Annotated in this window: 18 protein-coding genes; 8 read left to right on the top strand and 10 right to left on the bottom strand. The window is 42.1% G+C overall.

The features are described 5' to 3' along the window. Positions 1–97: 97 nt before the first annotated feature. On the bottom strand, positions 98–694 hold the full coding sequence (locus BCU91_RS02470; RefSeq protein ID WP_102440316.1) for a TetR/AcrR family transcriptional regulator: 597 nt from the start codon (positions 692–694) through the stop codon (positions 98–100). Between the two features lie 242 nt (positions 695–936). On the opposite strand from BCU91_RS02470, the gene BCU91_RS02465 reads away from it, so the two are divergent. The 5 genes from BCU91_RS02465 (at position 937) to BCU91_RS02445 (ending at position 6,831) form a co-directional block, all read left to right on the top strand. Further along, positions 937–1,335 carry a hypothetical protein gene (locus BCU91_RS02465; RefSeq protein WP_102519723.1) on the top strand — a complete coding sequence of 133 codons (399 nt, stop codon included), beginning with the start codon at positions 937–939 and terminating at the stop codon, positions 1,333–1,335. Between the two features lie 161 nt (positions 1,336–1,496). Further along, positions 1,497–2,192: a HupE/UreJ family protein gene (locus BCU91_RS02460; protein ID WP_102530825.1), complete on the top strand. Its 696-nt coding sequence runs from the start codon at positions 1,497–1,499 to the stop codon at positions 2,190–2,192. A 48-nt stretch (positions 2,193–2,240) separates the two neighbouring features. After that, complete coding sequence (locus BCU91_RS02455) at positions 2,241–2,897, top strand: hypothetical protein (protein ID WP_198590419.1); 657 nt, start codon at positions 2,241–2,243, stop codon at positions 2,895–2,897. A 378-nt stretch (positions 2,898–3,275) separates the two neighbouring features. Further along, positions 3,276–5,510, top strand: a complete 2,235-nt coding sequence (locus BCU91_RS02450) for an OmcA/MtrC family decaheme c-type cytochrome (RefSeq protein ID WP_241904020.1) — start codon at positions 3,276–3,278, stop codon at positions 5,508–5,510. A 142-nt stretch (positions 5,511–5,652) separates the two neighbouring features. Further along, positions 5,653–6,831, top strand: coding sequence for a winged helix-turn-helix domain-containing protein (locus tag BCU91_RS02445; protein ID WP_102530824.1), 1,179 nt, complete (start codon positions 5,653–5,655; stop codon positions 6,829–6,831). Between the two features lie 313 nt (positions 6,832–7,144). Here the strand turns inward: BCU91_RS02445 and BCU91_RS02440 are convergent, their stop codons facing one another. The 9 genes from BCU91_RS02440 to BCU91_RS02400 all read right to left on the bottom strand — a co-directional run bounded on the left by BCU91_RS02440 (position 7,145) and on the right by BCU91_RS02400 (position 21,773). Beyond that, positions 7,145–7,444 (bottom strand): DUF3144 domain-containing protein, encoded by a 300-nt coding sequence (locus BCU91_RS02440; protein ID WP_102530823.1) that lies wholly within the window; start codon positions 7,442–7,444, stop codon positions 7,145–7,147. Positions 7,445–7,695: 251 nt separating this feature from the next. Further along, the gene (locus tag BCU91_RS02435; protein WP_102530822.1) at positions 7,696–9,828 is read right to left on the bottom strand and encodes a bifunctional 2',3'-cyclic-nucleotide 2'-phosphodiesterase/3'-nucleotidase; all 2,133 of its coding nucleotides are present in this window, start codon (positions 9,826–9,828) and stop codon (positions 7,696–7,698) included. Positions 9,829–11,016: 1,188 nt separating this feature from the next. Further along, positions 11,017–12,192, bottom strand: coding sequence for a BamA/TamA family outer membrane protein (locus tag BCU91_RS02430; protein WP_102440321.1), 1,176 nt, complete (start codon positions 12,190–12,192; stop codon positions 11,017–11,019). A gap of 257 nt (positions 12,193–12,449) precedes the next feature. Further along, entirely contained in the window at positions 12,450–13,196 is a 747-nt protein-coding gene (locus BCU91_RS02425) for an SDR family oxidoreductase (protein WP_102530821.1), read from the bottom strand. 89 nt (positions 13,197–13,285) lie between these two features. Then, a complete protein-coding gene (locus BCU91_RS02420; RefSeq protein WP_102530842.1) occupies positions 13,286–14,017 on the bottom strand; it encodes a histidine phosphatase family protein in 732 nt (243 codons plus the stop codon). Positions 14,018–14,296: 279 nt separating this feature from the next. Next, positions 14,297–16,561 (bottom strand): GGDEF and EAL domain-containing protein, encoded by a 2,265-nt coding sequence (locus tag BCU91_RS02415; RefSeq protein ID WP_102530820.1) that lies wholly within the window; start codon positions 16,559–16,561, stop codon positions 14,297–14,299. 50 nt (positions 16,562–16,611) lie between these two features. After that, entirely contained in the window at positions 16,612–19,692 is a 3,081-nt protein-coding gene (locus BCU91_RS02410; protein ID WP_102530819.1) for a chemotaxis protein CheB, read from the bottom strand. 287 nt (positions 19,693–19,979) lie between these two features. Continuing rightward, a complete protein-coding gene (locus tag BCU91_RS02405) occupies positions 19,980–20,870 on the bottom strand; it encodes a bile acid:sodium symporter family protein (protein WP_102440326.1) in 891 nt (296 codons plus the stop codon). 96 nt (positions 20,871–20,966) lie between these two features. Then, a complete protein-coding gene (locus BCU91_RS02400; protein ID WP_102530818.1) occupies positions 20,967–21,773 on the bottom strand; it encodes a class II aldolase/adducin family protein in 807 nt (268 codons plus the stop codon). Positions 21,774–21,861: 88 nt separating this feature from the next. On the opposite strand from BCU91_RS02400, the gene BCU91_RS02395 reads away from it, so the two are divergent. The 3 genes from BCU91_RS02395 (at position 21,862) to BCU91_RS02385 (ending at position 26,196) form a co-directional block, all read left to right on the top strand. After that, positions 21,862–22,794, top strand: a complete 933-nt coding sequence (locus BCU91_RS02395) for a LysR family transcriptional regulator (RefSeq protein ID WP_102530817.1) — start codon at positions 21,862–21,864, stop codon at positions 22,792–22,794. 463 nt (positions 22,795–23,257) lie between these two features. Beyond that, positions 23,258–24,529, top strand: a complete 1,272-nt coding sequence (locus tag BCU91_RS02390; protein ID WP_102530816.1) for a YeeE/YedE family protein — start codon at positions 23,258–23,260, stop codon at positions 24,527–24,529. Positions 24,530–24,972: 443 nt separating this feature from the next. Continuing rightward, positions 24,973–26,196 (top strand): glycosyltransferase family 4 protein, encoded by a 1,224-nt coding sequence (locus tag BCU91_RS02385; protein WP_102530815.1) that lies wholly within the window; start codon positions 24,973–24,975, stop codon positions 26,194–26,196. Positions 26,197–26,361: the final 165 nt, after the last annotated feature.

The raw sequence follows: 26,361 nt of genomic DNA, 5'->3' as shown, positions 1-26,361 counted from the left end.
ATTCATCCCTTAAAAATAAAATCATTTATTTAGAGGTTTTACTTTAGTGCTCTTTGTCCCTAGCCGCTGCATTGCCATTGCAACAATCAAACGCTTTTTAATGGCCAGGCATTAATTGCGAACTTTCAAATACACCATCAATGAGAGTTTGAATGGTATCGTCATCTTGATTGGCATGGGCATAAGTACGAATACCAATTATCTGCACTTGAATAAAACGTGCTAACGCCTGTGGGTCTTGAGTCGTATCTAACTCACCTAACTGCTGCGCTTCAGTGAGTAGTGCGGCAAATTCAGCCTCAACCATCCCTAAGGCACTTTTAGCTTCAGCTAATAAATCGGCATTGTCTGTGGTTAATTCTGCCACAGTTTTAACCAGCATACACATACCACTTGGCACGGTTGATTTGTTGGCTAACACTGAGCGCTCAATAAACAGTTTTAACGCCCTAAGGGGCGAGCCAGCATCAATACGGCACTGGGCTAACATCTCAACACCCGTTTGCGCATAGTATTGTAAGGCCTCTTTAAACAAGCCTTCTTTGCTGCCAAAGCTGGCATAAATACTACCAGGGCGTAAATCGATTACTTCTTGCAGGTTACGCATTGAAGTCGCGTGAAAACCTTTTTGCCAATATAGGTTGGCCGCTTTTTGAATCGTTTCCTCACGATTAAATTTGGCTGCTTTAGTCATAATCTTAGTCTCAGATCTATATTGAACGATTGCTCAACTTTACAATGAACGACTGTTCAAGTCTAGTTTGCCCTACTTAAGCGTGCCAATAATCACTGTACTGGCAGTTTTAGAGGTTATCTGATTTAATCAGCTGAATAAATCAGCTGAATAAATGACGCAACTTGGTGCCAAGGCTTAAACAACTGAACTTCAATAACGATCAGGCCAAACTGCAATCTTCATCTAGGCCATTATCCCCTATGACACTATCAATAGTGTTAGTGGTATTGCTGTGTCAGTTATTTACTATTAGTACGGCATTCTCAGTGCAATACCCTCACGGAGAACATCCATCAGGTATCGTGCTTGCCCATCACCATGCAGATTTATCACAGCACTCTCATCCTTACCAAGAGGCTGAAAATACACTTAAAAAAACCTTTAATGCCACTGAATCACAGGCAGAAATATTAGCAGCGAATAACCCTGATAAGTCCGCTGCTGATCATGAACATGCTAATCAGTCACTCTCTGCGGCTCATCCACCATTCGAATCCATATTTGTCGCTGAATTTGCCCATACCAATACCCTTTCAGATAATCCAATAGATTATCAAAGTTACCAATTTGCTCCCCCTATACCTCCACCACATCAATAAGTCAGCGACTTTATAATCATATTCGTAAAAAGAGTGATTTAACTGACTGCGCAGTCATCAAGGCCAAACTGAATTATTTCAGCCCTGCCTCAATGATTAAGCTCAGTCGTAAAGTGATATTTATAACGCGCGTTTGTGCGTGACTTATTGGAGTTACAACAATGAGCCAACCACTGGCCACAGCCATGAAAATGGCCGTGATATTCATGGGGCTTTTCGCTTCATTTTCTTTATTCGCCCATGGTGTTGATGAAGACACTCGGCAATTTCTGACCTTAAATCAGGGCGTATCCATCTTCCCTTTCATTTACATTGGCGCTAAACACATGGTCACTGGATACGACCATTTACTGTTTCTCGTCGGGGTAATTTTCTTTCTGTTTCGCACTAAAGATGTGCTGATTTACGTCAGTTTATTCACCCTCGGCCACAGTGTAACCCTGCTATTTGGGGTGCTAAATGATGTGCAGATTAATGCTTATCTTATCGATGCCATTATTGGATTTTCAATTGTGTACAAAGGCTTTGATAATCTCGGCGGCTTTAAACGCCTATTCGGGTTTCAACCCAATACCAAGGTTGCAGTGATGATTTTTGGACTGTTTCACGGCTTTGGTTTAGCCACCAAGATTCAAGAGTTTCAGCTGCCCAGCGATGGACTTGTTGCCAACATCATCGCCTTTAATGTCGGTGTTGAAATCGGACAGTTTCTGGCGTTGGGCTTAGTGCTTATTTTGATGAGTTTATGGCGACGTCATAGAAGCTACCTGCAGTTTTCTACCGCCGCCAATACCTTGCTAATGAGCAGCGGCTTAATGTTAGTGGGCTTTCAATTAACTGGCTATTTTATCAATTAATCAGCCGGAATATGCATCATCATTTACCGCATTTTTTAAGGAACAAACATGAACAAGAATGAACAACAGTTGCAGCCAATAGCTATTCCGGTGCACTCCATAGCTATTCCTGTACACTCCACAGCAACGCTTATTAAAGCCAGTATCGCTGCAGGTGTTATTGCCGCGATTGTACTGCTCACAGCCATATTACCTGCTGAATACAATATCGACCCGACGGGTATTGGCAAAGCCTTAGGGTTAACCAAAATAGCTCAAGCAGCTGAAATAGGGACTGTTGAAAATACAGAAAGTGTAGAGGGTATAGATGATATAGAGAGTGCAGCGTTAGTCATTGTCACCGCGCCCTTAGTTGCAGACATTAAACAAGCCCGAAAAACGGCAGCGGTAAGATCGGATAGCGTCAATGTGGTTATTCCTGCAGGCAAAGGCTTGGAATATAAATTACTGCTCAATCAATTTACTCATTTAACCTATCAATGGCACACCCTTGATGAAGCGCCGTTGTTTTTTGACTTTCACGGTGAGCCCCAAGGCGATACCACTGGCTACTATGAAAGCTACAACATCAGTACTGCAGATAAAGTGACAGGCTCATTAACCACCCCTTTTGCAGGTGCCCATGGCTGGTATTGGAAAAACACCAGCGATGCTGCCATTACCGTGGTACTCAACACGACTGGGGCCTATAACATTAAAGGCTGATTGGCTTAATGGTTAGTGGTTAGTGGTTAGTGGTTAATGGTTAGTGGTTAGTGGTTAGTGGTTAGTGGTGATGAGTCATCAAACTAAATCAAAAAACTGAATCAGAAAAATCCACTGTCGATTATCTTAACGATACTCTGATAGTGGATTTTATTTATTAGAATGCCCCACTTTCAAAGCCAAACTACCAGCAGCTTCAGTTAAAAAAGCTAAAAATATCTAAAATCAGGCCAAACCCTCTAAAAAACTCTATTTTTAAAACAGTTCACTCATCAAATCTGCGCATCTTTAGCTAATGTCCTCGGCAGAAGCAATACTAATAATCCTAAAATTAAGATGATCATGATGAACAATAAAAAGCACATATGGGCATATAGCATGTCACTAGCCGCTCTTGTTATGGCAGGGTGTGGTAACGATGGGCGTGATGGTGAAGACGGTATTTCACCACCACCTAGCAGCCCTTCAGCGAAGGTTTTATCCCTCGATATTGAAGATATTTCTGTCTCTGAAGGTAATATTACCCTTAAATTCTCTGCTGAAAATGAACAAGGGACGCCAGTCACAAAAATTAACAGCATTAGAGTTGAAGCCGCTCAGTTACTCGCACCAATTAATGGTGATAGCTCTGCTTGGCAATACCTGTTCAACGAAACCTGCAATGAAGAGTGCCCAGGAGAGCTAACCGACTTTGCTAACGGCCAATACCAATACACAATGGGTACCAACCTAGCCGATAGCAGTTACTTTCCAAATGGCTATGATGCAAGTTTACCCCAACGCGTTATCCTCCGCGTAAATGGCACTGAGTTAGTGCCGACCACATATCAAAACACTGATTACATGGTCGATGGTTCTGAGCTATCGTTCACCCGTAATATTGTCGATAGTCAAACATGTTTAAGCTGTCATGAAGACATTGCCAGCATTAAACATGGCGGTGATAGCCTAGAAAACTGTGCCACTTGCCACTCAGCAGGCGGAGTCGATGATGATAAAACATGGCCTATCCTTGCCCATAAAGTTCATATTGGTGTTAGCTCTGAGACCGTTGGTAACTGTTTAGCTTGTCACAACAATGAAGAAACAACCGAACACACTGAAGCGCTAAACTGGCAAACTATGCCAACTCGTGAAAATTGCTCTAGTTGTCATGACTTAGAAGAAGCCAACATCGATCATAGCGGTATGAGTGATAACAGCCAGTGCTCAAGCTGCCATAGTGCCGAGCATGTCTATGATAAACACCGAGGCAAAGCCGATGCCGGTATCGCTGGCCGCAGCCTAATGAATGTCAACATTAGCGATGCGAAGATTGTTGATGTTGAAGGTGAATCATTTGCAGAAATCGTGGTTGGACTTGAAGATCAACAAGGCCAAGCGCTGCCTTTTACTAGCACAGAAGCAAAAGATTGGGATTATTTATCCGGGCTTGAGTTGTACGTAAACTGGGGCATTGATGTTAATTTCACCCAAGGGCAACAAGACGGTATAGGGCTTGCTGGTCACATGGGACAAGGCCGCGGCTATACTGTTTACGGTAAAACCACCAAACGAATGACGTCAGAGCAAAGCCGATTACGTCCCTTAACGCCTGTGCATGCATTAGTTGATGGCAACCTTGTTTACCGTGTCGGGCCAATTGAGATGAATGATACCTTTGCAGGTGACACCTCAGACAATTATGGCTTTATCTCGAATCGAGTCTTTTTCTGTACGGATGATTTAGGTCAAGCAGCGACCTGTGGTGCCGAAGGCGTTAAGAGCAATGCTACCTATAACAAACGTTGGTTCTTTGATGCCAATGGTCTGCGTGATGAAATTAAACGTCGCCCGATTGTGTCAAACAAAAATTGCGGTTCTTGTCATGGTTACAACGAAGAAACGGATACTACCGAGCTAAATTGCCGCAGTTGTCACTCTCGCAATACTGAATCAAACCTTGAGCTGGCGAATACGACCTGTTTCTCCGGTAATGACGGTGAAGAAGCTATTGCATTTAAGCCTACGAAGCCTCGTGGTAAAGGCTACGGCACCTCAACTGCTGATATCGTTGATGCGTGTGTCGCATGTCATAACCCCAATACTCCGCCGACCCAAGCCATTCGCGAACGTCATACTGTGCAAGGTGACAAAGACTTTGTTGAGCAACTCGTTGTGAGTCACCCAGATCATAAAATCTGGATGCATTCATTACATAACAATCAGCGGGCAACTCAGAAACAACCGAATTGGATCCGCTCAGTAAATTACCCCGCTAACCAAGCCAACTGTTACCGTTGTCATGAAGGTGACACTTTTGGTGCAGAGCGTTTAACTGAAGAAGGCAAACCCTTAGCATTGGATCTGACTTATGATCCTGATAGCAGAGCATATCCGGCCACTGATGTTAACGTCGATGCTTATGTGAGCCCAGTGTCGGCAACTTGTTATTCATGCCATGCCAAGCGGTATGACGAAGACAGCGATACCATGGTAATTAAGCCTCATGTGCGTGCGCATATGGAGCAAAATGGCGGTCGTTTTGGTGTCCCTAAGGATGAGTTGGAAACAGAATCCTGTGTGACTTGCCATAAATTAGACAAACTCAAACAACAGCATAAATTGAATTAATCCCCAAATTCATCATCACTCTCTCAAAGGGGCATTTATGCCCCTTTTTATTTGAGGAAGGTCAAATTATTTGACCACTTTCACATCAACATCAACCACATTCCGCTATATTATATCTCTTCTTAACCACTCAGGAATTTTCATGTTGTTGCTGGCCAACTTGCTATTCGATTCTGACAAACAAACCCTGACGGATGCTAGAACAGGTGAGCAGCACTCATTATCGTTTTCAGAAAATGCAGTATTAAAACATTTAATACTGGCTGAAGGTGTCGCCACTAAAACCGATTTACAATCAGCTGGTTGGCCTAACCGCAATGCGACTGATGCATCTCTCAATCAATGCATCAGTACCTTAAGACGAAAGCTTGCCAGCGATGAGTCAATAGAGCTTAAAACCATTCCGCGTCATGGTTACGCATTAAACGCGCCACAGGCCACAAAGCAAAACAAAAATCCCCGTACAACCCTAACCATCAAAGCTATGGTTATATTGATATTTTTGAGTATCATTATCGCCGTTATAGGGTATAGACAATGGCAACCGTCTTCAGTAAACCTGCCTTTTACGTTATGCCAACAACATCCATTAACAGCAGTAATTGAGGCGACCTCAGAAGATCACTGTGATTCATTGCCGCTGCCCATAATTAATCCATCCCAGCCCCAATGGCTAGGACAACACAATCATTACTACAGTTTAGCAATGTGCCCAGAAGGTGATTGCGCTCAAACGGGCTTGCTCAATACCGTTAGCCATAACGCCTTAATATCTGCAGTACAACTACAGCAGCTGACGCAAAAGATACAGCTCACCACCACGCCGTCCAGAAATCAATTAACCTTACCCAAAGCGGCTGTACAAACAACTGAATTAACCGAGCAACATTATAATAATTATATTTATTATCCGACTGAATCTGGTGACATCGTAAGAGTCGATTTTAGGATGGCCTTGCTCTACAACGAAGACAAAGCAGGTATTATGACGGTTGATGCCTGTATTAGCCTGTTAAATTGCGATGGGGCATCGATACAGTTTCAAGCTCGTTATCAATTTAATGAGCAACAAATAGAGCAAGAAGGTCACAACATAAGTGTATTTTTCATGACCGTTGACCATCAACACCTCACTCCAGATCAACATTTAGGAAAACAAGGCGAACTGTTCACTTTTTACAGCTCGTTGCGCCGCAGCCTATTTTTCGATAATGATATTCGCTACTACCGCCTACAAGATGATGAGCATTATGGTGTATGGCAGTTACCACTGTTAGGCAATCCGGTAGCATGGCTGCATCGGCAACAATTAGCGCTATAGCACCTATTGATGAGCCCATTTCACATTGTTGAGTGTTGATGATTGCAGGTTGCAGAGTACTCAGTACGGCTAAGCACAACGCGATATAGGAACTTGGTCATCTTGTCTTGCCCGTTTCTATTAGAAACAAAACTGCGATGCCGTTGTTGCCGGGGTAATTAACATTACTCGGAGTATAAAATGAGACACTTGATAGGGCTTAATCGTCAACACCAAGATAATTAACGATAAAAAATCCACTGTCGATTATCTTAACGATACTCTGATAGTGGATTTTTAGTTAGCTATATTTGAGCCACGTTTAGCAAAAAATTTACTTTTGCGTTTTACGGTAATGGTCAAAGTTTTGGATGTAATCTTCCATGTTGCCTTCAAGCAGCTTGCGGTACTCTTCAGTGTAATAGGCCACCATGTCAGCTTTTTTCTGCTGCATCTCTTCGGCATTATCAAAACCAGTAGAAGTAAACCAAGCATTGTAGCGGGTTAAGGAATACATGAATGAAGCGCTTACCTCACCCGTTTTTACCTTGGGATTTTGATTAAACTCATTAGCAACATTAATAAACTGACTAGCGCGATCGAAAAAAGCTTTATCTGGTTTTGAATCAAACATGATAGATCCTTGTACTGAAAGTTGCCTGTAGCGGCAAAGTAAAATAGCAATGGTAATAACCTACGTGCTTTTACGCTGGTAAACCTTAAGGTGGTTCACACTCTGCAATAATGATGCTCCGTAACTGTGAGCAGCATCAATTTGTCGATAACTCACCAAATTTAACACATGAAAAATCCTACTTATTACTAAGTAGGATTTTAGTGTTATATGAAATATAAGCCGCAGCTAAATTTCATTGCACTGTAAACTTACTTCGCTTTACAGTTAAATTCACCGCTGTAATCGAAGTTAAAGTTGTAAATAGTGAAACCTTCAGTACCTTCTTTAGTCCCATCTTCCTGCTCAGTTGAAAGACCAGTAATTTCATTGGTCGCACAACGGAAGCCTTCTTCAAGCTTTGCAGAAGCAAATGACACGCTAGTAGTATTTGGCGCAATAAGCTCAAACACTTCAGCATTTGGGAACGCTAATTTACTATCACCTTCTTGCTCTGCTAAACGATCAGCCAAATAGGACTGCACCAATTCACGGTTGTTAAATGCCGCTTCATCTTTAACAAGCTCAGCGTTATCAACACCTGGCATATCTGAATTTGATGCACGGTAGCTATTAGTAATCACATAGATTTCTGCGTCATCAGCAATGTCAGTACCGTTATAGGTCAGGCTAGTCAACTGCTCATTGTCAGTTTCTGTGTAGCTGAAACCATTAATGTTGGTGTACTTTGATTGGTTTTCAACGTTGATTGTGTACTTAAGCATGCCTTCGCCAGATTCATTAAAGCCAGCATAGAACGCATCGAAGTTATAACCAGGGAAGCCTTCAACTAGGAAAGTCTCACCCTCTGCCAATGGTAGGCTGCGGTAAGCATTAGAGTTAACCCACTCAATCCAGTTTTTCATATCCGCACCGGTCATTTTTAAGACCGCTGGGGTATTGTTATCAAATACATAGATATCAGCAACTGAAGCGTTAGTTAGTTCACCGGTTTGAATGTTGGTGTAATCAGCTCCGCCATTACGACCAGATTTAAATGGTGCAGACACAGACATGAAGATGGCGTCTGCAGATGCATCAGCAAACTCACCTTCCGCTTTCCATTTATTCAGTTGATGAAGCTGTGCTTGGTTAACCACTTGCATGGATAAATCTGGTACCACTTGCGGGAAAAAGCTGTTCATGTTCACATCGATTTCAGCAATCGTTTTTGACATGTATTTAACTGTGCCTTCGTGCTCAGTAACCACTAAGTCTTCGATGATGACATCAGACTCATTTGGCACCAATGAGCGCAGCTCGGTTGTAGAGTGAGAATGGTCAACAGTCCATGTCTCGCCGTCATCGCTAGATTTAAGTTTTAGGTCAATAACACCCAACTTAGCACCCCAGAAACCTGGCATGATGGCTGGAATACCATTAATTAAACCAAGCTCAGGATCAACCCCTGGAATTTCGCCGTATTCATTATTTGCATTCGGGAATTCACGGTGGTCGTGACCAAACATAATGGCATCAACACCGTCTACATAAGCAAGGTGTAAGGTTGCGTTTTCAGCAAACTCATCATTATTGTCATTGAGGCCTGAATGCGGGATAGCAACAATAACGTCTGCGCCTTCAGCCTTCATGATAGGGACATAATGTTCGGCGGTTTTCTTGATATCAGAAACCACAACATTACACACTAGGTGTGAAGCATCCCAGCCCATAATATCTGGCGGTGTAAAGCCAATTACACCGACTCTAACATTGTATGATTCACCATTTTCAGCAATAAACTCACGGTCTAAAATGACATATGGGTTATACATATTTTCAGCGGTGTCATAAAAATCTTCAGTAATGCGTACTTCACATTCATCTGCTGCATTGCTGACTTTTTCAAGCTCGCTATCAGCCTTCCACACATTTGAACTCACGTAAGGGAAATCTGAACCTTTAAGCGCTTCATCTAGGTATTCAAGGCCATAATTGAACTCATGGTTACCTAAATTTGCCGCATCATATTCTAAATAGTTCATCGCTTTGTAAACCGGATGCTTTTCATTTTTAAGATGCTCAGCACCTAGCGCTGCCATGTAGTCGCCCATTGGGCTACCTTGGATCAAATCGCCATTATCAAATAACATGCTGTTTGTTACTTCATCGCGCGTTTCAGCAATGACTAAGGAAGTACGTGCTAAGCCCCATTCTGGCAGGTTGTTTTCGTTGTGTTCTGCACTCGCGAAGTAATTGTATGGCATAACGTTAGTATGGATATCAGTCGTTTCCATCAAACGGACTTCCATGCTAATTGATTTATCGTCTGATGAGCTATTACAACCTGTAAGTACTGCTGCAACACTGGTCGCAAGCAGAAGTTTCTTAGCATTCAATTTCATATTTATTCCAGATAATTATTTTATTTATGTCTGTATGCCGAATTATTGCCACAGATTAAGATTGGTCAATTAATCTCAAGCAATATTTCAGCATCAGTAAAGGCGGGAGTAAATAAAACATACAAATAAGTAAAGTGAAGATTTTATTTCAAACAACAATAAAAACAAAAAAACAGCTTTGAATTTAAAGTCAAAAAAAATAACAACGCAGAAAACAAGCAACAAACGTAAAAATAAAAATTACAGATATAGTTTGAAAAAAAAGCTTAAGACTCACGGCTAAAAACCTTAAGTCTTAACTTACCCCTCATAAATATTTCAGTTAATATAAAAACAGCACATATATTCAACAAGTATCTCTTAGGATAAAAAATATCCCTCAAGATATGAATAAAAAACAACACTCTGAATTGTTTCGACAGCAAGACACTGCCACAATCAAAAACATAAAATAATTAAAGTACAGACAGATAAGATAAAACCAAAATTTCAGACCTCTATTTTACTCTAGCCTTTGGCACCATGTTTAATTACAAAACCTTAGCTTTTATGATTGTGATGATTGGTAGAGCTTATGTCCCAGTCAATTGAAATGACACTTGTTCTTGAAATGATCAATAAATTTCAAATCTGACCAAAATAGAAAACAATTCAGTACTACTCGCCTACTGCTACTGATAACATTATAAATATAAAATTAGTTTTGAAAATTTAAATTAAAAACCTGGCTGCAACAAGTGTTTCTCACAAAATAAACACCAATCAAGCCGCAAACAAACACCTGAGCAACAACAAATAAACATCTTAAGCCTCGCCGCGACACTTTAAATTACCAACAAATTAAATGGCAATTAATAAAAATAGTTTCTTAAATTATTCAAACCCTAATTATTAATAACCCACAGCAGTTACAAAATGATTAGATTGTTAATAAAGACATAAGCAAAGATAAAATAGCAACACTATTTGTAAAATACAGACATAGAGACTACCCAATTTAAACAGTGTAATCAATTATCAGTTAAATATAATTTTATTATCGAAAAGTGCTTAATTAAAAGTGTAAGAATTATAACTAAGTCCCTGGTAGATGATATTGACTACTACTGAATTCAATAGTACTTATAAAGGTAAGAGCACATATAAACTGATTGCCAATTAATATGTGCTTAAGTGTCTGATTGACGATTAAAAGCCCGAGCCTAGGTTAAAATACAATGCCCGCTCCTCTTCACTGGCGGCGACATCCACTCCCATATGAATGCCGTAACGTCTGGCAATTTGATAGCGAAAGCCAACACCATAAGCATTAACGGAGTCGCTGCTGTCTTGTATTGATTCCGTCTCTGTCTCTGTTTGGCCGTAACCGTAAAAGGTCGATACCGTCCAGCGGTGATCTATGTGATACATCAACTGCGCTTGTAAGGTGCCGACTTGATCACCTTGATATCGAAATGCTGATACACCACGAAGATCAACATAAGGCTTAGTGGTAGGTGAAAGGCTGGTGTCTTTCTCATACAATTCCTGATAACTAGCAGCGACCGCAAAGGTCCACTTTTTAGCAATAGGGAAATAAAACTCGCCACTGGTATCTAAGGTACCGTAATGACTGTCAGAACCTAACGCCTCATCATATAACATGTATTCAGCCGATAAAATGTAACCCTTTTTCGGGAAAAACATATTATCTCTAGTGTCATACTCGGCCACCAAACCAAGACCTGAGGTGGTATGTTTATCGCCCAGTGCGGTTTGCAAAAACCAATCAACTACAGCGTTTGATGATGAGACACTGGACACTGACCATAGCTGTTTTAAGCCCAACAATAATGGCGTATCAGCCACTCTAAACTGCAGTTTTTGCATCGCAAAGTAAGCTTCGGTAGTGGTATCAAATTTGAGGTTTTTCCCTTCAGGTAGTAAGCCACCTAAATTAGTATAAATATCTAAATTCGCCTTAGCAGCACCTGCGCCGCCGGTATAACGAATACTATCGTTTAACCAAGAATGACGGTGCCCCGCAAAAGCAAACCAAGTACCATTGGCTGTCGCGCCGCCGCCCACCAAGGTCATTGCTGCAGGAATTAACTGGGCGCCGCCATCAATAGACTCAAGGGCTTTTTGTTTACGTAGTTCTTTTTCTTCATCGGTTTCGTGCAAAAACAAGCCCATCAAACCACCACCAGCACCAACTGCAGGCTCAGTAATTAAAATAGGAACCGGTAAAAAACCATAGGCATTTTCAGCGAGGTGATAGCCAAGATCAAATTGGCCATCTTGCTGGTCAAAAAAATAAGACTGCTCAGCAGATGCTTGCCAAGAAGCCATAGCTAAAATGCATAATGAGATTTTTTTAAACATGAAGTACCTAACCAAGTAAAAAGAGTACCAGTACTGAATCGGCCGTCCCCAAAAATACCAATATGGGTTAGCACAATAAAACTCAGCAGCATTAACGATAAAAATTATGACTTAATTAAAGCAGTTTTTCGACTCACTGTTGAAGGATCGAACCATTCAATCCCATCACAACTAAGGTTCAGTGCAGTGTGAATACAAAAAAGCCTATCTATCACAGGATAAATAGGCCAATTCTAATTCTAATTTAAGCAAATGATTTAACTCATTTTTCTGATAACACTCACAGGTGCAATCCGTAATGCCCAATGCAATATTGCCCATGGCCAACCTGGCACAAAAGCGTTGGCTTTTTCTTTATTAATCGCTTTTACTAACGCCTTACAACCGGTTTCGGTATCGACAATAAAGGGGATTTTTTCAACCCCTTCATTGATCTCACTTTGAATAAAACCAGGGTGAATACAGCTTACTTTTATCGGCGTATTCATTACATCAATACGTATGCCTTCACTAAGAGATGTTAGCGCTGCTTTAGTGGCTGCGTAAACTGTCATTGCCCGTCTAAAACCACGTACTGCACTGACTGATGATATGGTGACTAAATGCCCTGAATTTTGAGCCCTAAAGATAGCCATTGCCGCCTCAGCTTGTGCAAGTGCGGCAATAAAATTGGTTTCTGCGGTTTGCTTATTGGCATGAAAATACCCAGTACCAATAGAAGCACCTTTACCCATGCCCGCATTAATAATAATGCGGTCTAACGGCCCCATTTCAGCGTTAAATTGATCAAAAACGCTAAAAACAGCCTCATGATCATTCACGTCTAAGGCTTTTATCAGCACGTTAATTTGCGGGTTAATTTGTTCTAGCTCAGCCTTGAGCTCAACCAATCTATCCACTCGGCGCGCACACAGTGCTAAGTTAGATCCCTGTTTTGCAAATTCAATGGCCATTCCTCGACCTAAACCCGAACTTGCCCCGGTGATCAAAATATTTTTTCGCATCTTATTATCCATTTTATGATGAGTTATTTTTATTATTTACATGGGCTATTTAAGCCCATTTTAGGCGCTGTTACAGCAAAAATAAGCACTTAGGTGTAAGTAATTATCCTTTTATCCCCTTGTTGCTCGAATATATCGTGCTCATTTAATGACGACAATGACCACTGCTTGTCCTGACCTCTGGCCACCACTTTGGTCACGCCGCCATTGACTAATGACCAATTAATATCGACAAACTGTGTTAGCGGCAATCCCAATAATAAACTGGCAATCACGCTAATTGGTCCGCCCGATGAATAGACCAAAATGGTTTTACCGTGATGCTCGCTGGTTAAGCGCTCAAAAACACCTATGACCCGTTGCTGAAAATCACTCCAAGATTCTGTATATAGGTTGTTTTCATTTAACTTAGCCGTTGCAGATGCCTGTGTCCACTGCTCCATAGCGCCGAAAAAGTGCTGCTGAAAAGCCGCGAGAGGATCGGGCTCTTGAGCTAAAAATGCGCGCATTTTACTGGGGCTGGTAAACTCAGGATGATACGCACCGAGAATATTTTGATGGTCATATTCATTCCAGCCAGCATCTTGCTCACTTAAACTTATCAGTGCATCATCGGCCAAACCAAAGGTATCTAGGCTATGCTGCGCGGTTTGCTGATGGCGTAACATTGAGCCTGTTATCACGAGATCTGGCGTAATGGTTTTATTGGCTATATATCGCCCCACCAGCTTAGCCTGCTCAATGCCTAAATCAGATAACTGATCATAATCATCGGCATGAGAACTGGCTTGGCCGTGACGAATTAGAAAAATTTTACTCATGGTAAGTCCCATCACTAAATGCTGAATTTGCTGCGTTAAGCGCCTTATATAATGCCCATAAACCGTTTTTACATCCAAATGCTAAATCATGCTCAACAGCATTTAAAGCCCGTAAGAGCGACCTGTTTATTTCATTAACATAGCCTATTTTTAAAGGGGATTCGACAGTCTTTAATCATGATACAAAAGAAGCCTTTTTAGTTACTTGATTAGGAAGCAAAGAATTGAGTTATGAGGGTAAGTGATAGTGAATTAGAGCGCTTTTATTCGCATTAAGAATTACGCAGTCCAAGTTGGATTGCAGTGCCAAGCTTGCACCCACTTAGGCACCTGTGCTGCTGGCATAGGTCTAGAAATACCATAACCTTGAGCTATAGTGCAGTGAAGTGATAACAGCTTGTCAGCTTGTGCCTTGTTTTCTACCCCTTCAGCTATGACCCCAAGGTCAAAAATATCAGCTAAACCGATAATAGCCTTCAAAATGGCCAGATCAGACGTATCTGTTAACATATCCCGAATAAAGCTCTGATCAATTTTTAATTTCGTAGCAGGCAAGCTTTTAAGGTAGGTAAGTGATGAGTAACCAGTACCAAAATCATCTAAGGCAAACTTAACGCCCATTTGTAAACAGGCGTTCATTCGCTGACTGACTTTGTCCATATCTTCTAAGGCGCTGGTTTCTAATATTTCCATTTCCAATAGCTCGGGAGAAATATTAGGGTAAGTGGTTAAAGCTGCTGCTAAGTTGGCGACAAAGTCACTACTTTGCAATTGGCTAGCACCAATGTTGACACTAACGGGAATCGTTAAGCCTTGTTCTTGCCACAAATTCAGCTGCTTAAGCACGGTATCAAGCACCCACTCACCTATTTTAATGCTAATTAAGTGGTCTTCAATCATGGGTAAAAAGACTTCTGGCAGCAATAATCCTTGTTGCGGATGCTGCCAGCGCAGCAATGCTTCAACCCCCACTACTTTCCCAGTATCCATATTTACTTTAGGCTGAAAATAAAGAACAAACTCTTGGTTTTCGTAAGCCTGAATAATACACTCAAGGCTCTTTCGTTTCGTTTTCGAGGCTTCAGCAGAGTCCTTATCAAAAAATAAATAACAGCTTTTGCCTGCGTCTTTCGCTTGATACAGCGCATGATCAGCTTGTCTTAGCAATAAGTCTGGATCGGTGCCATTTTGCGGGTACAGTGTTACCCCAATACTGGTTGAAGCTTGCAGTATTTCTTCATTGCAAATAATACTTTGCGATGCAGCCACCAGCATCCGCTGTAATACTGGTTCACAATCACTGGCCTGTTCTAGGTCGCTCAGCACTGCAACAAACTCATCACCGCCAATACGCGCTAAAAAGTCTCCTGCACGCAGCGCACTTTTTAGCGCCTGTGAAATTAAAACTAAGAATTGATCGCCAGTGCTATGGCCGTGGGTATCGTTAATGGCTTTAAAGCCGTCTAAATCAAGATAAGCCAGTGCCAGCTTTTTACCGCGTCGCTGGCTCTGTTTTAGTGCCTGCGCTAACTTATTGGCCAGTAATGCTCTATTGGGTAAACCAGTTAACATATCGTGATGGGCGGTATGCTCTAGTTGCTGCTGGTGCGCTTTTTTATCGGTTATGTCAGTAAACATTGAGACATAGTGCATGACCTTACCATACACATCACGCACCGCACTGATTGATTGCATTTGCGGATAAATTTCGCCGTTTTTGCGTTTATTCCATATTTCATCACACCAATAGTTATGCTGTTTCAGCGTGCTCCACATACCGTCGTAAAAGTCTGCAGACTGTCGACCCGATCTGAAAATTCGTGGGTTTTTACCAATGGCCTCTTGACGGCTAAAGCCCGTTATCTGAGTGAAAGTGTCATTAACTTCAAGGATATTGCCCTTTAAATCGGTGATCATGATGCCTTCGTGAGCATGACTAAAAACACTGGCGGCAAGTTTTAATTTTATTTCAGATTTTTTAGTGGCGGTAATATCTGTCAGTGCGCTAAGGCATTCAAGGCCATCTTCGTTAATAGTAAGCTTTAACTGTACCGTGCTTAGCTTATTATCGATGTTAAGTTTTATCTCACTGTCTGGAGAGTCAACGCCTTGAAAAGTATTGCCAAGGTGAGCGTTATATTGCAGTAGGGAGTCTTCAGTTAAGTATGCTCCAAGGCGTTTACCCAGTATATTTTTACGGGGCATACCTAACATACTTGCAGCGGTAAAATTAGCCTGAGTGATATGCCCAGTGCGATTAAGCGAAACATAACCTACTGGGGCTAAATCATATAATGCTTTATAGTTTGCAGCGGCTGATTCGGCGATATCTCTGGCCACTATTAGCTCTTTTTGCTGCATCTCTAATTCGATTTGATGCACCTGTAACTCATGTAGTAATCGATCAGCTGCAACCTCATCCGCTAGTGAGCAGCGCTCATTGCACTCATTGCAATCATTGCAATCATGTTTATGCTGACACTGCATAGAATCCTTACGCAATGAATTCAGGCTTTGAATAGTTGGCTTTATACCCTTGTTCATTGCGTGCACTTGGTCATGGCTATCTTCCTTTGCCTTTGGATATCACTTTGCTATTCCATCTTGCAAAGTTTCTCCAGATTATTTTGTACATCCACCAATAAATTCCTAAGCTCTGCTTCAGAGGAGTTATTCCCCCGCTTAAGTATTTCCCTTACATTATTTAAGGTTTTTAAGTTGTGCTTTTTATCGGTAATGTTTTTAGTCACACAAACAAACAGACCTTGTTGTTGTGAGTACATTGAACATTCAAACCATTGCTTAGTTTCTTTTACGTAATACTCAATTTTTTCTGGCTTGCCAGACATAGCGACGCGACCACAAGCAGCCATAAAGTCACTATTCGATTGGAGGATATTTGGAATGACTTCACTGCCATTTTTTCCAATTACGTCATGTAGTTCGGTTATGCCAACATAAGCGTTGTTTACTTCAAGATAGTTGAAGTCTACCGCTTTGTCATTGTTCAAAATGATTCTTTTATAGGCAACTGCATGGGAGGAATTTTCAAATAATAATCGGAATCGCGATTCCGATTGCGTCATGGCAATACTCGCCATTCTGTTTTCAGTATTGTCACTAAAGGTGATCACTACGCCATCGATGAGGTTTTCTTGGGTGCGATAAGGCATGATGCGCACGATATACCAGCGACCATCATGGGTTTGCACCTCTGTTTGCTGAAATATCAGGCTCCGCAGCACTTCGCAGGCATCATCAGCCAAGGCGGGATAAATTAACGAGCTAACTAAATCAGTGATCGGACGACCAACATCACTGGCAATGAGTTTGAAAATACTGCGTGTTTCAGTGGTATAACGGCGCACCTTAAGATCGCTATCTAAAAACAAGGTGGCAATATTGGTGCTATTAAGCAGGTTTTTCATGTCATCACTGGCTTCTGACAACTCATTAACTTTAGTGTTTAGCTCATGATTGACGGTTTGTAATTCCTCATTCATCGACTGCATTTCTTCTTTAGAGGTGGTCAGCTCCTCGTTAGTACTTTGCAGCTCTTCATTGGTGCTTTGTAATTCTTCATTAGTCGACTTGAGGTTTTCTTGTGCAAACTGCATCTCATTGGTGGTGATCCTTAAATCATCCCGAGCCTGTTGCAGGACTTGGTTTAAGGCAACTATTTCATCAGTATCAGTAGCGCTATCAACGCCATCAGCGCTACTGTGCGTGCTTAAAGCCGAAGTCTGCATTGATGATTCACTAAACAGCACCAATACCATGCCACACAGACTTGCAGGTTGCAGCAATGGTTGCACACTCACATCCACTTGCACTGTATTGCCATTAGTCCCCACACTAATATTTCTTAGTTCAGCCTTCTTCTTTTGGCGCACAGCCCGATTAAACACTTCACTTATGGGCGCAGTTAAACCTTCACGAGCCATTGCAAATAGATTGTGATTTACTTTACCGGCTGCGGGCTCTAAATAATTGCCAGTTTTACCATTGATATAGACGATATCCGCTTGCTCTGTGGTCAGCAACGCCGCTGGCACAAAGTGCTCTTGCAACAGCGATTGGGTCAAGTCTTCTAAGTTCAAATCATCAACTCCTTGGGTTTTAGCGGGCACCAGTTTTTCAAACATTTGCTCAGGTGAATAGCCACCTGAGGTTCTGCTTGGAAAGCTCATTAAATTAATCGGTTCAATTGTCTCGCATCGCTGATAAATACGCAGTTTTTCATGCACAGCACTAAACAGGACGTCGTCTTTACCTATGGTTTCAGAGGTGCCTAACACCAGCACCCCACCAGGATTTAAGCTGTAATGAAATAAGGGGATCAGCTTTTGCTGTAAATCCGCTTCTAAATAGATAAACAAGTTTCGACAACTGATTAAATCAAGCTTAGTAAATGGTGGATCGGTGACCAGATTTTGCTGGGCAAAAATAACCATTTCCCGTATTTCTTTACCGATGCGGTAACCTGCCTTATTGGCCACAAAATAATGATCTAATCGCGTTTGAGCAATATCATCTGCAATACTCGCCGGGTAGATCCCAGCTCGGGCTTTTTTAACCGCGTCATTATCAAGATCGGTGGCAAATATCTGCAACTCAAAATGCTGGGGATAACTCCCTTGCTTTAAGGCTTCTTGAAACACGATTGCCAATGTATAAGCCTCTTCACCGCTAGAGCAAGCAGGTACCCAAGCTCGCAAGGTGCCGCCTTCTGGGTGTTTAGCCAGCAATGCTGGAATAACCTCATCCTGAAGCTGCAGCCAAACCTGACTGTCACGGAAAAAGTGTGTCACACCAATGAGTAACTCGTTAAAAAGCAGTTCATTTTCTTGGGCATTACTGCGTAAATACTGAGCATAGTCAGCAATGCAGGTGAGCTTATGCAAAGCCATGCGCCGCTCAATACGTCTATAAATGGTGCTTTTTTTGTAACGGGAAAAATCATGCCCTGTATGGGATCGCAGCAAGGCGATGACTTTTTTAATGTCGTGGTGATCTTGTTCAGTATTTTCAACCTGAATAGGCATGTGGTTGAGGTAATTAACCACATTATCCATTAACACATCTGCGGGTGCTACAGCATCAACTAGTCCGGTATCAATGGCACTTTTAGGCATACTGGCAAATTTGGCCGTATCAGGGCGCTGTACAAACACTGCACCAAATTTTTCTTTGATAGCCCGTAACCCAAGCGTGCCGTCTGAGCCCATTCCCGACAGAATCACCGCAATGCTTTGAGCCTGTTTATCAGCCGCTAAAGACTTAAGAAAATAATCTATCGGTAAATGTAACCCATGGGGCTCAACACGAGGAAATAGCAGTAATGTCCCATTTAAAAGAGTTAGGTCATAAGCGGGCGGGATAACATATACATGATTGGGCTTAACCATCATGCGATCGCTAATTTGTAGCACCTTAAGCGGGGTTACACGCTGCAACAGCTCACACATAATGCCTTTATGGTGAGGGTCTAGATGCTGCACCACCACAAAAGCCATACCGCAATCAGCTTTAGCCTGGCTTAAAAACTGCTCAATGGCCTCAAGGCCGCCAGCAGAAGCACCAATACCAATAATAGGAAAGTCAGCCTTTGTCGCCGACGTTTTTACATCAGTTGTCAGCGGAGTCGGCGCGGTAGCAGCATTGGGCTTTTTCATTATTTGAAGTGATTTTATGTTAAAGAAGTCGAGTTTAGATAATGCGCCCCATGAGCAAGAAACTCAATAAACTTAGCCTCATTACTGATTAATAAGGGCTTTAATACATATATTGGTCGTAATTACAGACGATTCAATCATAGAGGTTAGCACTAAGCACCTCTATAACGGATGATTTAGCTATTGTATAGTGGCCATTAATATTCACCTTATCGCATTAGTTATTATTAAATAAAGTGCCACCCATTGTTAATGTTTGAAAGTCATGATAACAATAGCCTTCATCATTAACGATTAGCAGGTTGCTGCACCTGTGTTTTTCGGCCGCGAAAGTGCTTAACCCAATACACTAATAAACTAGGGCCAATGTACATAGTTAAACCATATACCCCTGCGGCAATAGCATACTCAGGTTCATGCAAAAAACTGATCGCAATTAATATTGCCAAAGCCGCATTTTGCATACCAACTTCAATGCCTAACGTTAGTCCATCAATAATGGATAATGAGCACAACCTAGCCAGTAATAGCCCCATCATTACCGATAATATATTCAGTGAAATACTCGCCAGAAAGACTTGTTCAAATGATTCGAGTAACAACTCACGCTCTTTGATTATCAGGGCAATAATCATAGTGAGCATAAAAAACAGTGAAAACCGCCTAAAATACACTGCCACTTTTTGTGCCCAAGATGCGTAATGGTGCCGAATCACTATGCCTATCAATACAGGCAGTAAAGTAATCAGCACCAGCCCTAAGGCCGCTGCCAAAATTGAAAACTCTGTCGCTTGATCACCTACAAATAACAGCACCGAGTAACCAATAATAAACGGCGTGGTAAACACACAAATTAATGTGGATAACGCCGTTAAACTGACTGATAGTGCTAGATTTGCTTTAGCTAAATGACTAAAGACATTAGACATAGTGCCGCCGGGACAAGCTGCAAGGATCATCAAACCTACCGCCAATGCAGCATTAAGGTCTAACGCGATACAAATACCTAGCGCCAACAAAGGCAGCAGAATCACTTGCCCAAGCAAACCCACTATAATGGGTTTAGGTGTGCGCCATAAGCGCGTAAAATCTTGCTGAGTTAAACTCAACCCCATACCAAGCATAATAAAGGCCAATGCCAGCGGTAATAACACCTCAGTAAAAATTGACGCTTCCATACATCCCCCCCTGATGTCCATTGATGTTATTTATCCCTGCAGGTACTTTCTACTGGCACTTTTTGCTGACGCCTATAATCACTGTTTGCTCTCGCTTTAATCAAGAAAACGACTATCTTGAGCAAGCACTTGTTGGAACAAGGGCTGAAAGTTACCCCATGTCACCAAGTCAGAACCATTAAACTGACGGGTTTTAGTGGCAATTTCATCGCTAATAAGCTGCATATTGCCCGCTGCTTGTGCCAATAATTGACTATGGCAACAACTGTCCATCATCACAAAGTTAGCCACCGCAGCATCTACTGATTTAGCCACGGTTAACAGCCCATGGTTTTGTAAAATAACTGCGGTATTATCAGCTAATGATTCAGCAATCATATCGCCTTCACTTAATTCAGCGACAACTCCTGTGAACGCATTAAACACACTGTGATTTTGATAAAACATACAAGCATCTTGGGAAATTGGCGCTAATAACTCACCCGAGGCAGAAAAAGCGCGACCATAAGTGGTATGCGCATGAGCAATGGCATTCACATCCGGTCTGGCATGATGGATCCTAGAATGAATGGCAAAAGCGGCATTATTAATGGCAGAGTTCCCCTCAATAATATTACCCTGGTGATCAACCCTAACTAAGTCAGAGACTGTAATGTGGCCGAAATACATCCCAACAGGATTGACCCAAAAAGTCTCCGGTTCAATGCAGTCACGCAAGGTAATATGCCCTGCTAATCCTTCATCAAATCCTTTAAGGGCAAACGCCCTAAAACCTGCCGCTAAGCGCTGCTTTTCATATTCACGTTGCTGTAGTGGATCGCTAAATGTCGCTGGCATTGGCAGCTTATATTTCTCACTACCTATGGTCATGCGCTTCGCTTGTTCCATCATATGACTATTCATTAACTGTTCCTTTTTTAACTCATGTTAATCTAATGTAAATAGTCGTAAGATAAATAAAAGTGATATAAATTTATGGCGAAATATTAATATGATGCATAGTAAGATTGATTTAAATTTGTTCTTAGTGCTCAAAGCTGTCTATCAAGAAGGCAGTATTACCGCCGCTGCGACTAAACTGCATCTTACCCAGCCAGCTGTTAGCCACGCACTAGCACGATTACGAGACAAATTTAACGACCCATTGTTTATCCGCCACGGCAGAAAAATGGTGCCTTCATCCGTTTGCCAGAACATTATTCCCCAAGTGATTGACGGATTAGCAGTGTTAGAGCAAACACTGTCAGACAATACAGCCTTTGATGTCAGTCAACATCAGCGGGAGATTAAGTTTGGTTTTCGCGATATTTTAGAATCGATATTTTTCCCAGTATTGGTCACTGACTTACTGACAAATACCCCTAATATCACAGTAAATAGCCGTCAAGTTACACAGGTTGAAATGGAGCCCGCGTTAATGCATCAAGACTTAGATATTGTCATTGATGTATTAATGCCAACCCATGACGATATTCGCCACACACTAGTGTGTAATGAGCGGTTTTCGTTAATATGCCGCCAAGGTCATCCGATATTGCAAGACTTAACCTTAGCCAACTATGTTAATTTCCCCCACGCCTTGGTCACCTTAAAAGATTCCAAAGTTGACCTCGTGGATATGGCGTTAGCGATGCACGGGCTTGCGAGAAAAATAGCCTTGCGATGTGAGCATTATTTTGCCGCCACCAGCGTGATCAGTCGCAGCGATATGTTACTGACTATGCCAAATGCTTACGCCAGTCTACTCAAAGATAAAATGCCCGTGAGTGTGGTAGAGCTGCCCTTTGAAGTACCCGATTTACCTGTCTATATGTATTGGCATAAACAAGCGGAGCAAGACCCATTTAATGGTTGGATGCGAGATAAACTGTTAAAAATCGCAAAGGAAGAGTTAGACTTAAGAGTTGAGCACAAGCAGCCATAAAAGAACCCGTAACTCACGCACTCCTTATTCTCCAAAAGGGGGCTTTGTGATGTAATAACACGCTGACTTACAATCACTATAGCGCCTATTTTATTATCGTCTAGACACTCAATACTCTATTACAGCCAATGACTAACGCCTCAAATATTGAGTCATAACCAATAACAAGCCAATGAAAAGCCAACCAACATAACGGCCATGTTATTTTGATCCATATGCTAATAAATGAATCGATAATTGAGCTCTTTCATGGTTTAGACATTAAATAATTATCATCATAATTCACTTTATTGCATGAGTTATGACAAAGCAGTCTATTTAAAACAACGGTTGACGATAGACAGCAACAAGCGGGTTCACCATAATCGCCCTAAAAATAGCAGATGCACTTAAACACTTGAAAATAATGTCATTTGTTTAATTTCTGTTTTGAATTTGTTATCAAATGTAGTGGGTTGGTCTAGTGGAAATAAATAAAAATCAAGCGGTGATGGCCGTTGCCATTTTGCTATTAACCTTAGTGGTTGGTGCGACTCAATTAGCCAATGACGGGCTGTTTTTACGCTTGTTATTAGGCCTTAGTTTAGGCTTTGCGTTAGCCAAAGGCGCCATCGGTTTTGCAGGCAGTATTAACCGCGCTTACCGCCGCGGCTCTACTCAATTATTGCAAACCCTGATGTTCATGTTTGTGATCACTGCCATCATCAATGCCGGTTTATTGCTTAACGCTGATAGCCAGCACTATGATTTATGGATTAACCCCATTAATGCAGGGCTATTGATTGGCGGCATCATGTTTGGTGCAGGGATGAGCTTATCCAGCTGCTGCGCAACGGGGATGATGGTGGAGTTTGTCAGTGATGTGCCAAGAGCGGCAATTACCTTAGTGTTTTTTGGCGCGGGAGTCTTTTTTGGCTTTCCATTACAAAGCAGCCAAAGCTGGATAACGGATAGCTGGTTTTCATCAGCAAGCTATCAAGGTAAAGGGGTATTTTTACCCGACTTGTTTGCTGGCACGCCGCTAAATGGTTACTTCATATCAATTTTAGTGACCATAGTTTTAGCGTTAACCGTGGTGATTATTGCCAAAAAATATGAAAACTATCGCCGCCGTAAAGGCTCATACTTAGGTGTCGCCGGTGAAATTGAGCGTCAACAGCTTCAATCCCAAAGCGTTAACCGTGATGCAGACACACAGTTCACGTTATTTAGCCGTAAAACATATCAAAACTGGCTTGCCAGCCTGTGGCAAATGCGCACCACAGCATTAGTTATTGCCGTTATTTTTGGCATCATGATGGCAAGTACTGGCTCAGGCTGGGGCGCATCGACCCCCTTTGGTATTTGGTTTGCTAAAGGTTTGATGTTGTTTGGGGTTGAAATGAACACCATTACCGAAATAAGCCAACGACCAGAAGCCATGTTCAGTACGCCTTTTTTTGAACACGGGGTATCAGTACAAAACTTGGCGATTTTCTTAGGCACGCTCATCGCGGTGTTATTTATGGGTAAATTTAAATTCTCATTTGCCATAAACCACTCAACAAAACAGCTGGCATTGTTTGCTTTAGGTGGACTGTTAATGGGCTTTGGTACACGCTTTGCTAACGGCTGTAATGTCGGCGCCTTGTTCACCCCCATTGCTAATTTCTCATTATCTGGCTGGGTGTATTTACTGGTACTTGTCATCGGCGCCATTATAGGCAACCGTTTCCAACAAGCGGTAATGAAATAAAATAGAATAAAAAAACAGATTTGATACGCTAAAAAGCAACAAGCCCGCTTATGTTTCGATAAGCGGGCTTTTTACTATTTTTACGAGAGTTAGCCGATAAACAAATTATCAGGTGTCGATGCGGTTGAGGACGCTGGTGGTAGGCCCACAAATATTCCCTACACTTTTTTGGCAGTCAGATGTACTTGTGGCGACGAGCAAAGGTATCTGCACATTAGATCACTCATTCACATCCCTGTGACCGTGACATTGGTAAGTCTATTTACAGTACCTGCCGCAAGCAATAAACACCAATGACGCTTTGATACTCAATAAACCAACCAAATACCAAACCAGCCCAATGAGCCCACTATCGATATTTGACCAACTTGTTAACCGACAAGCTTGAACCTTTAGCTGGTATACAATACCCTCCCCTTAAAATCGCGATTATGTGAGCAATAATGAAAAAAGTATTAGTCATTGGCTATGTATGGCCAGAGCCGAATTCATCGGCGGCGGGCACACACATGATGTCATTATTGAGGCTTTACAAGCAGCAAGGTTGGACTGTTGAGTTCGCTACTCCAGCTCAGCCATCGGATCATATGATTGATTTGAGTCTTGAAGGGATCTCCAGCAAGAATATCGCCCTTAATTGTGACAGTTTCGATGTCTATATCTCACAATATCAGCCTGATATCGTCATGTTTGACCGCTTTATGATGGAGGAGCAGTTTGGCTGGCGCGTCGATAAAAACTGTCCTGACGCACTGAAAATTCTCGATACTGAAGACCTGCAATGTTTGCGTAATGCCCGTCATCAAGCAGTTAAAAGTGAGCGCACACTCACACAAGCTGATCTGTTCAGTGACATCGCTAAGCGCGAAATTGCTGCTATTCTTCGCTGTGATATTTCACTCATCATCTCTAGTTTTGAGATGGCGCTATTACAAAGCCAGTTTAAAATCGATTCAAGCTTACTGCACCATTTGCCGTTTATGGTCGACCTTGATAAGTGCCCCACACAAACAAAAGCCTTCGCTGACCGCCAGCACTTTATGACCATAGGCAACTTCCGCCATGCGCCAAACTGGGATGCGGTGTTATACCTGCAAAAAATCTGGCCGTTAATTCGCAAGCAACTGCCACAGGCAGAGCTGCATATTTATGGGTCTTATCCACCACCAAAAGCCACGGCGCTGAATAACCCCAAAACGGGCTTGTTAATCAAGGGGTGGGCTGAAGATGCCTATGCCGTCATGGAGCAATCCAGAGTTTGCTTAGCGCCAATACGATTTGGCGCCGGGATTAAAGGCAAATTACTTGATGCCATGATCATGCAAACCCCAAGTGTCACCACATCGGTTGGCAGTGAAGGCATGGTACAAGATGAACCATGGCCGGGAGTCATCAATGACGATATGGCAGCCTTTGCCCAGGCAGCGGTGGATTTGTATCGTGATGAATCACGTTGGCTTGAAGCGCAAAGCCACGCCACCAGCCTGTTATCGGCGCGATATGATAGCCAAACTCTGGGACGAAAATGGATGAAAAAGTTAACTCAAACGCTTAAAAATATTGACCAGCATAGACTCAATAATTTCACCGGCGCCATGATAAAGCACCACACCATGGCGAGCACAAAATATATGTCCCAATGGATAGCGGCTAAAAATGCTAAATGATATCAGTGCTAACACTCTTGAAATGCACTCTTAAAATGCGCTCTTGAAATACACTGGGCTCTGCAGGCTATTCTGCAGAGTTCACTTTCAGTTTTAAATCGACAGTTTCGAAAGAACAAACCCCTAAAGGTCTAAATCTCTATAGCCTTAACCCTCTACAGCCCT

It is taken from the genome of Shewanella sp. 10N.286.52.B9 (assembly GCF_002873635.1).
In the GTDB taxonomy this organism is placed as follows: Bacteria; Pseudomonadota; Gammaproteobacteria; order Enterobacterales; family Shewanellaceae; genus Shewanella.
The sequence above is the reverse complement of the archived record's forward strand: the minus strand, read 5'-3'. Positions and strand labels throughout refer to the sequence as shown.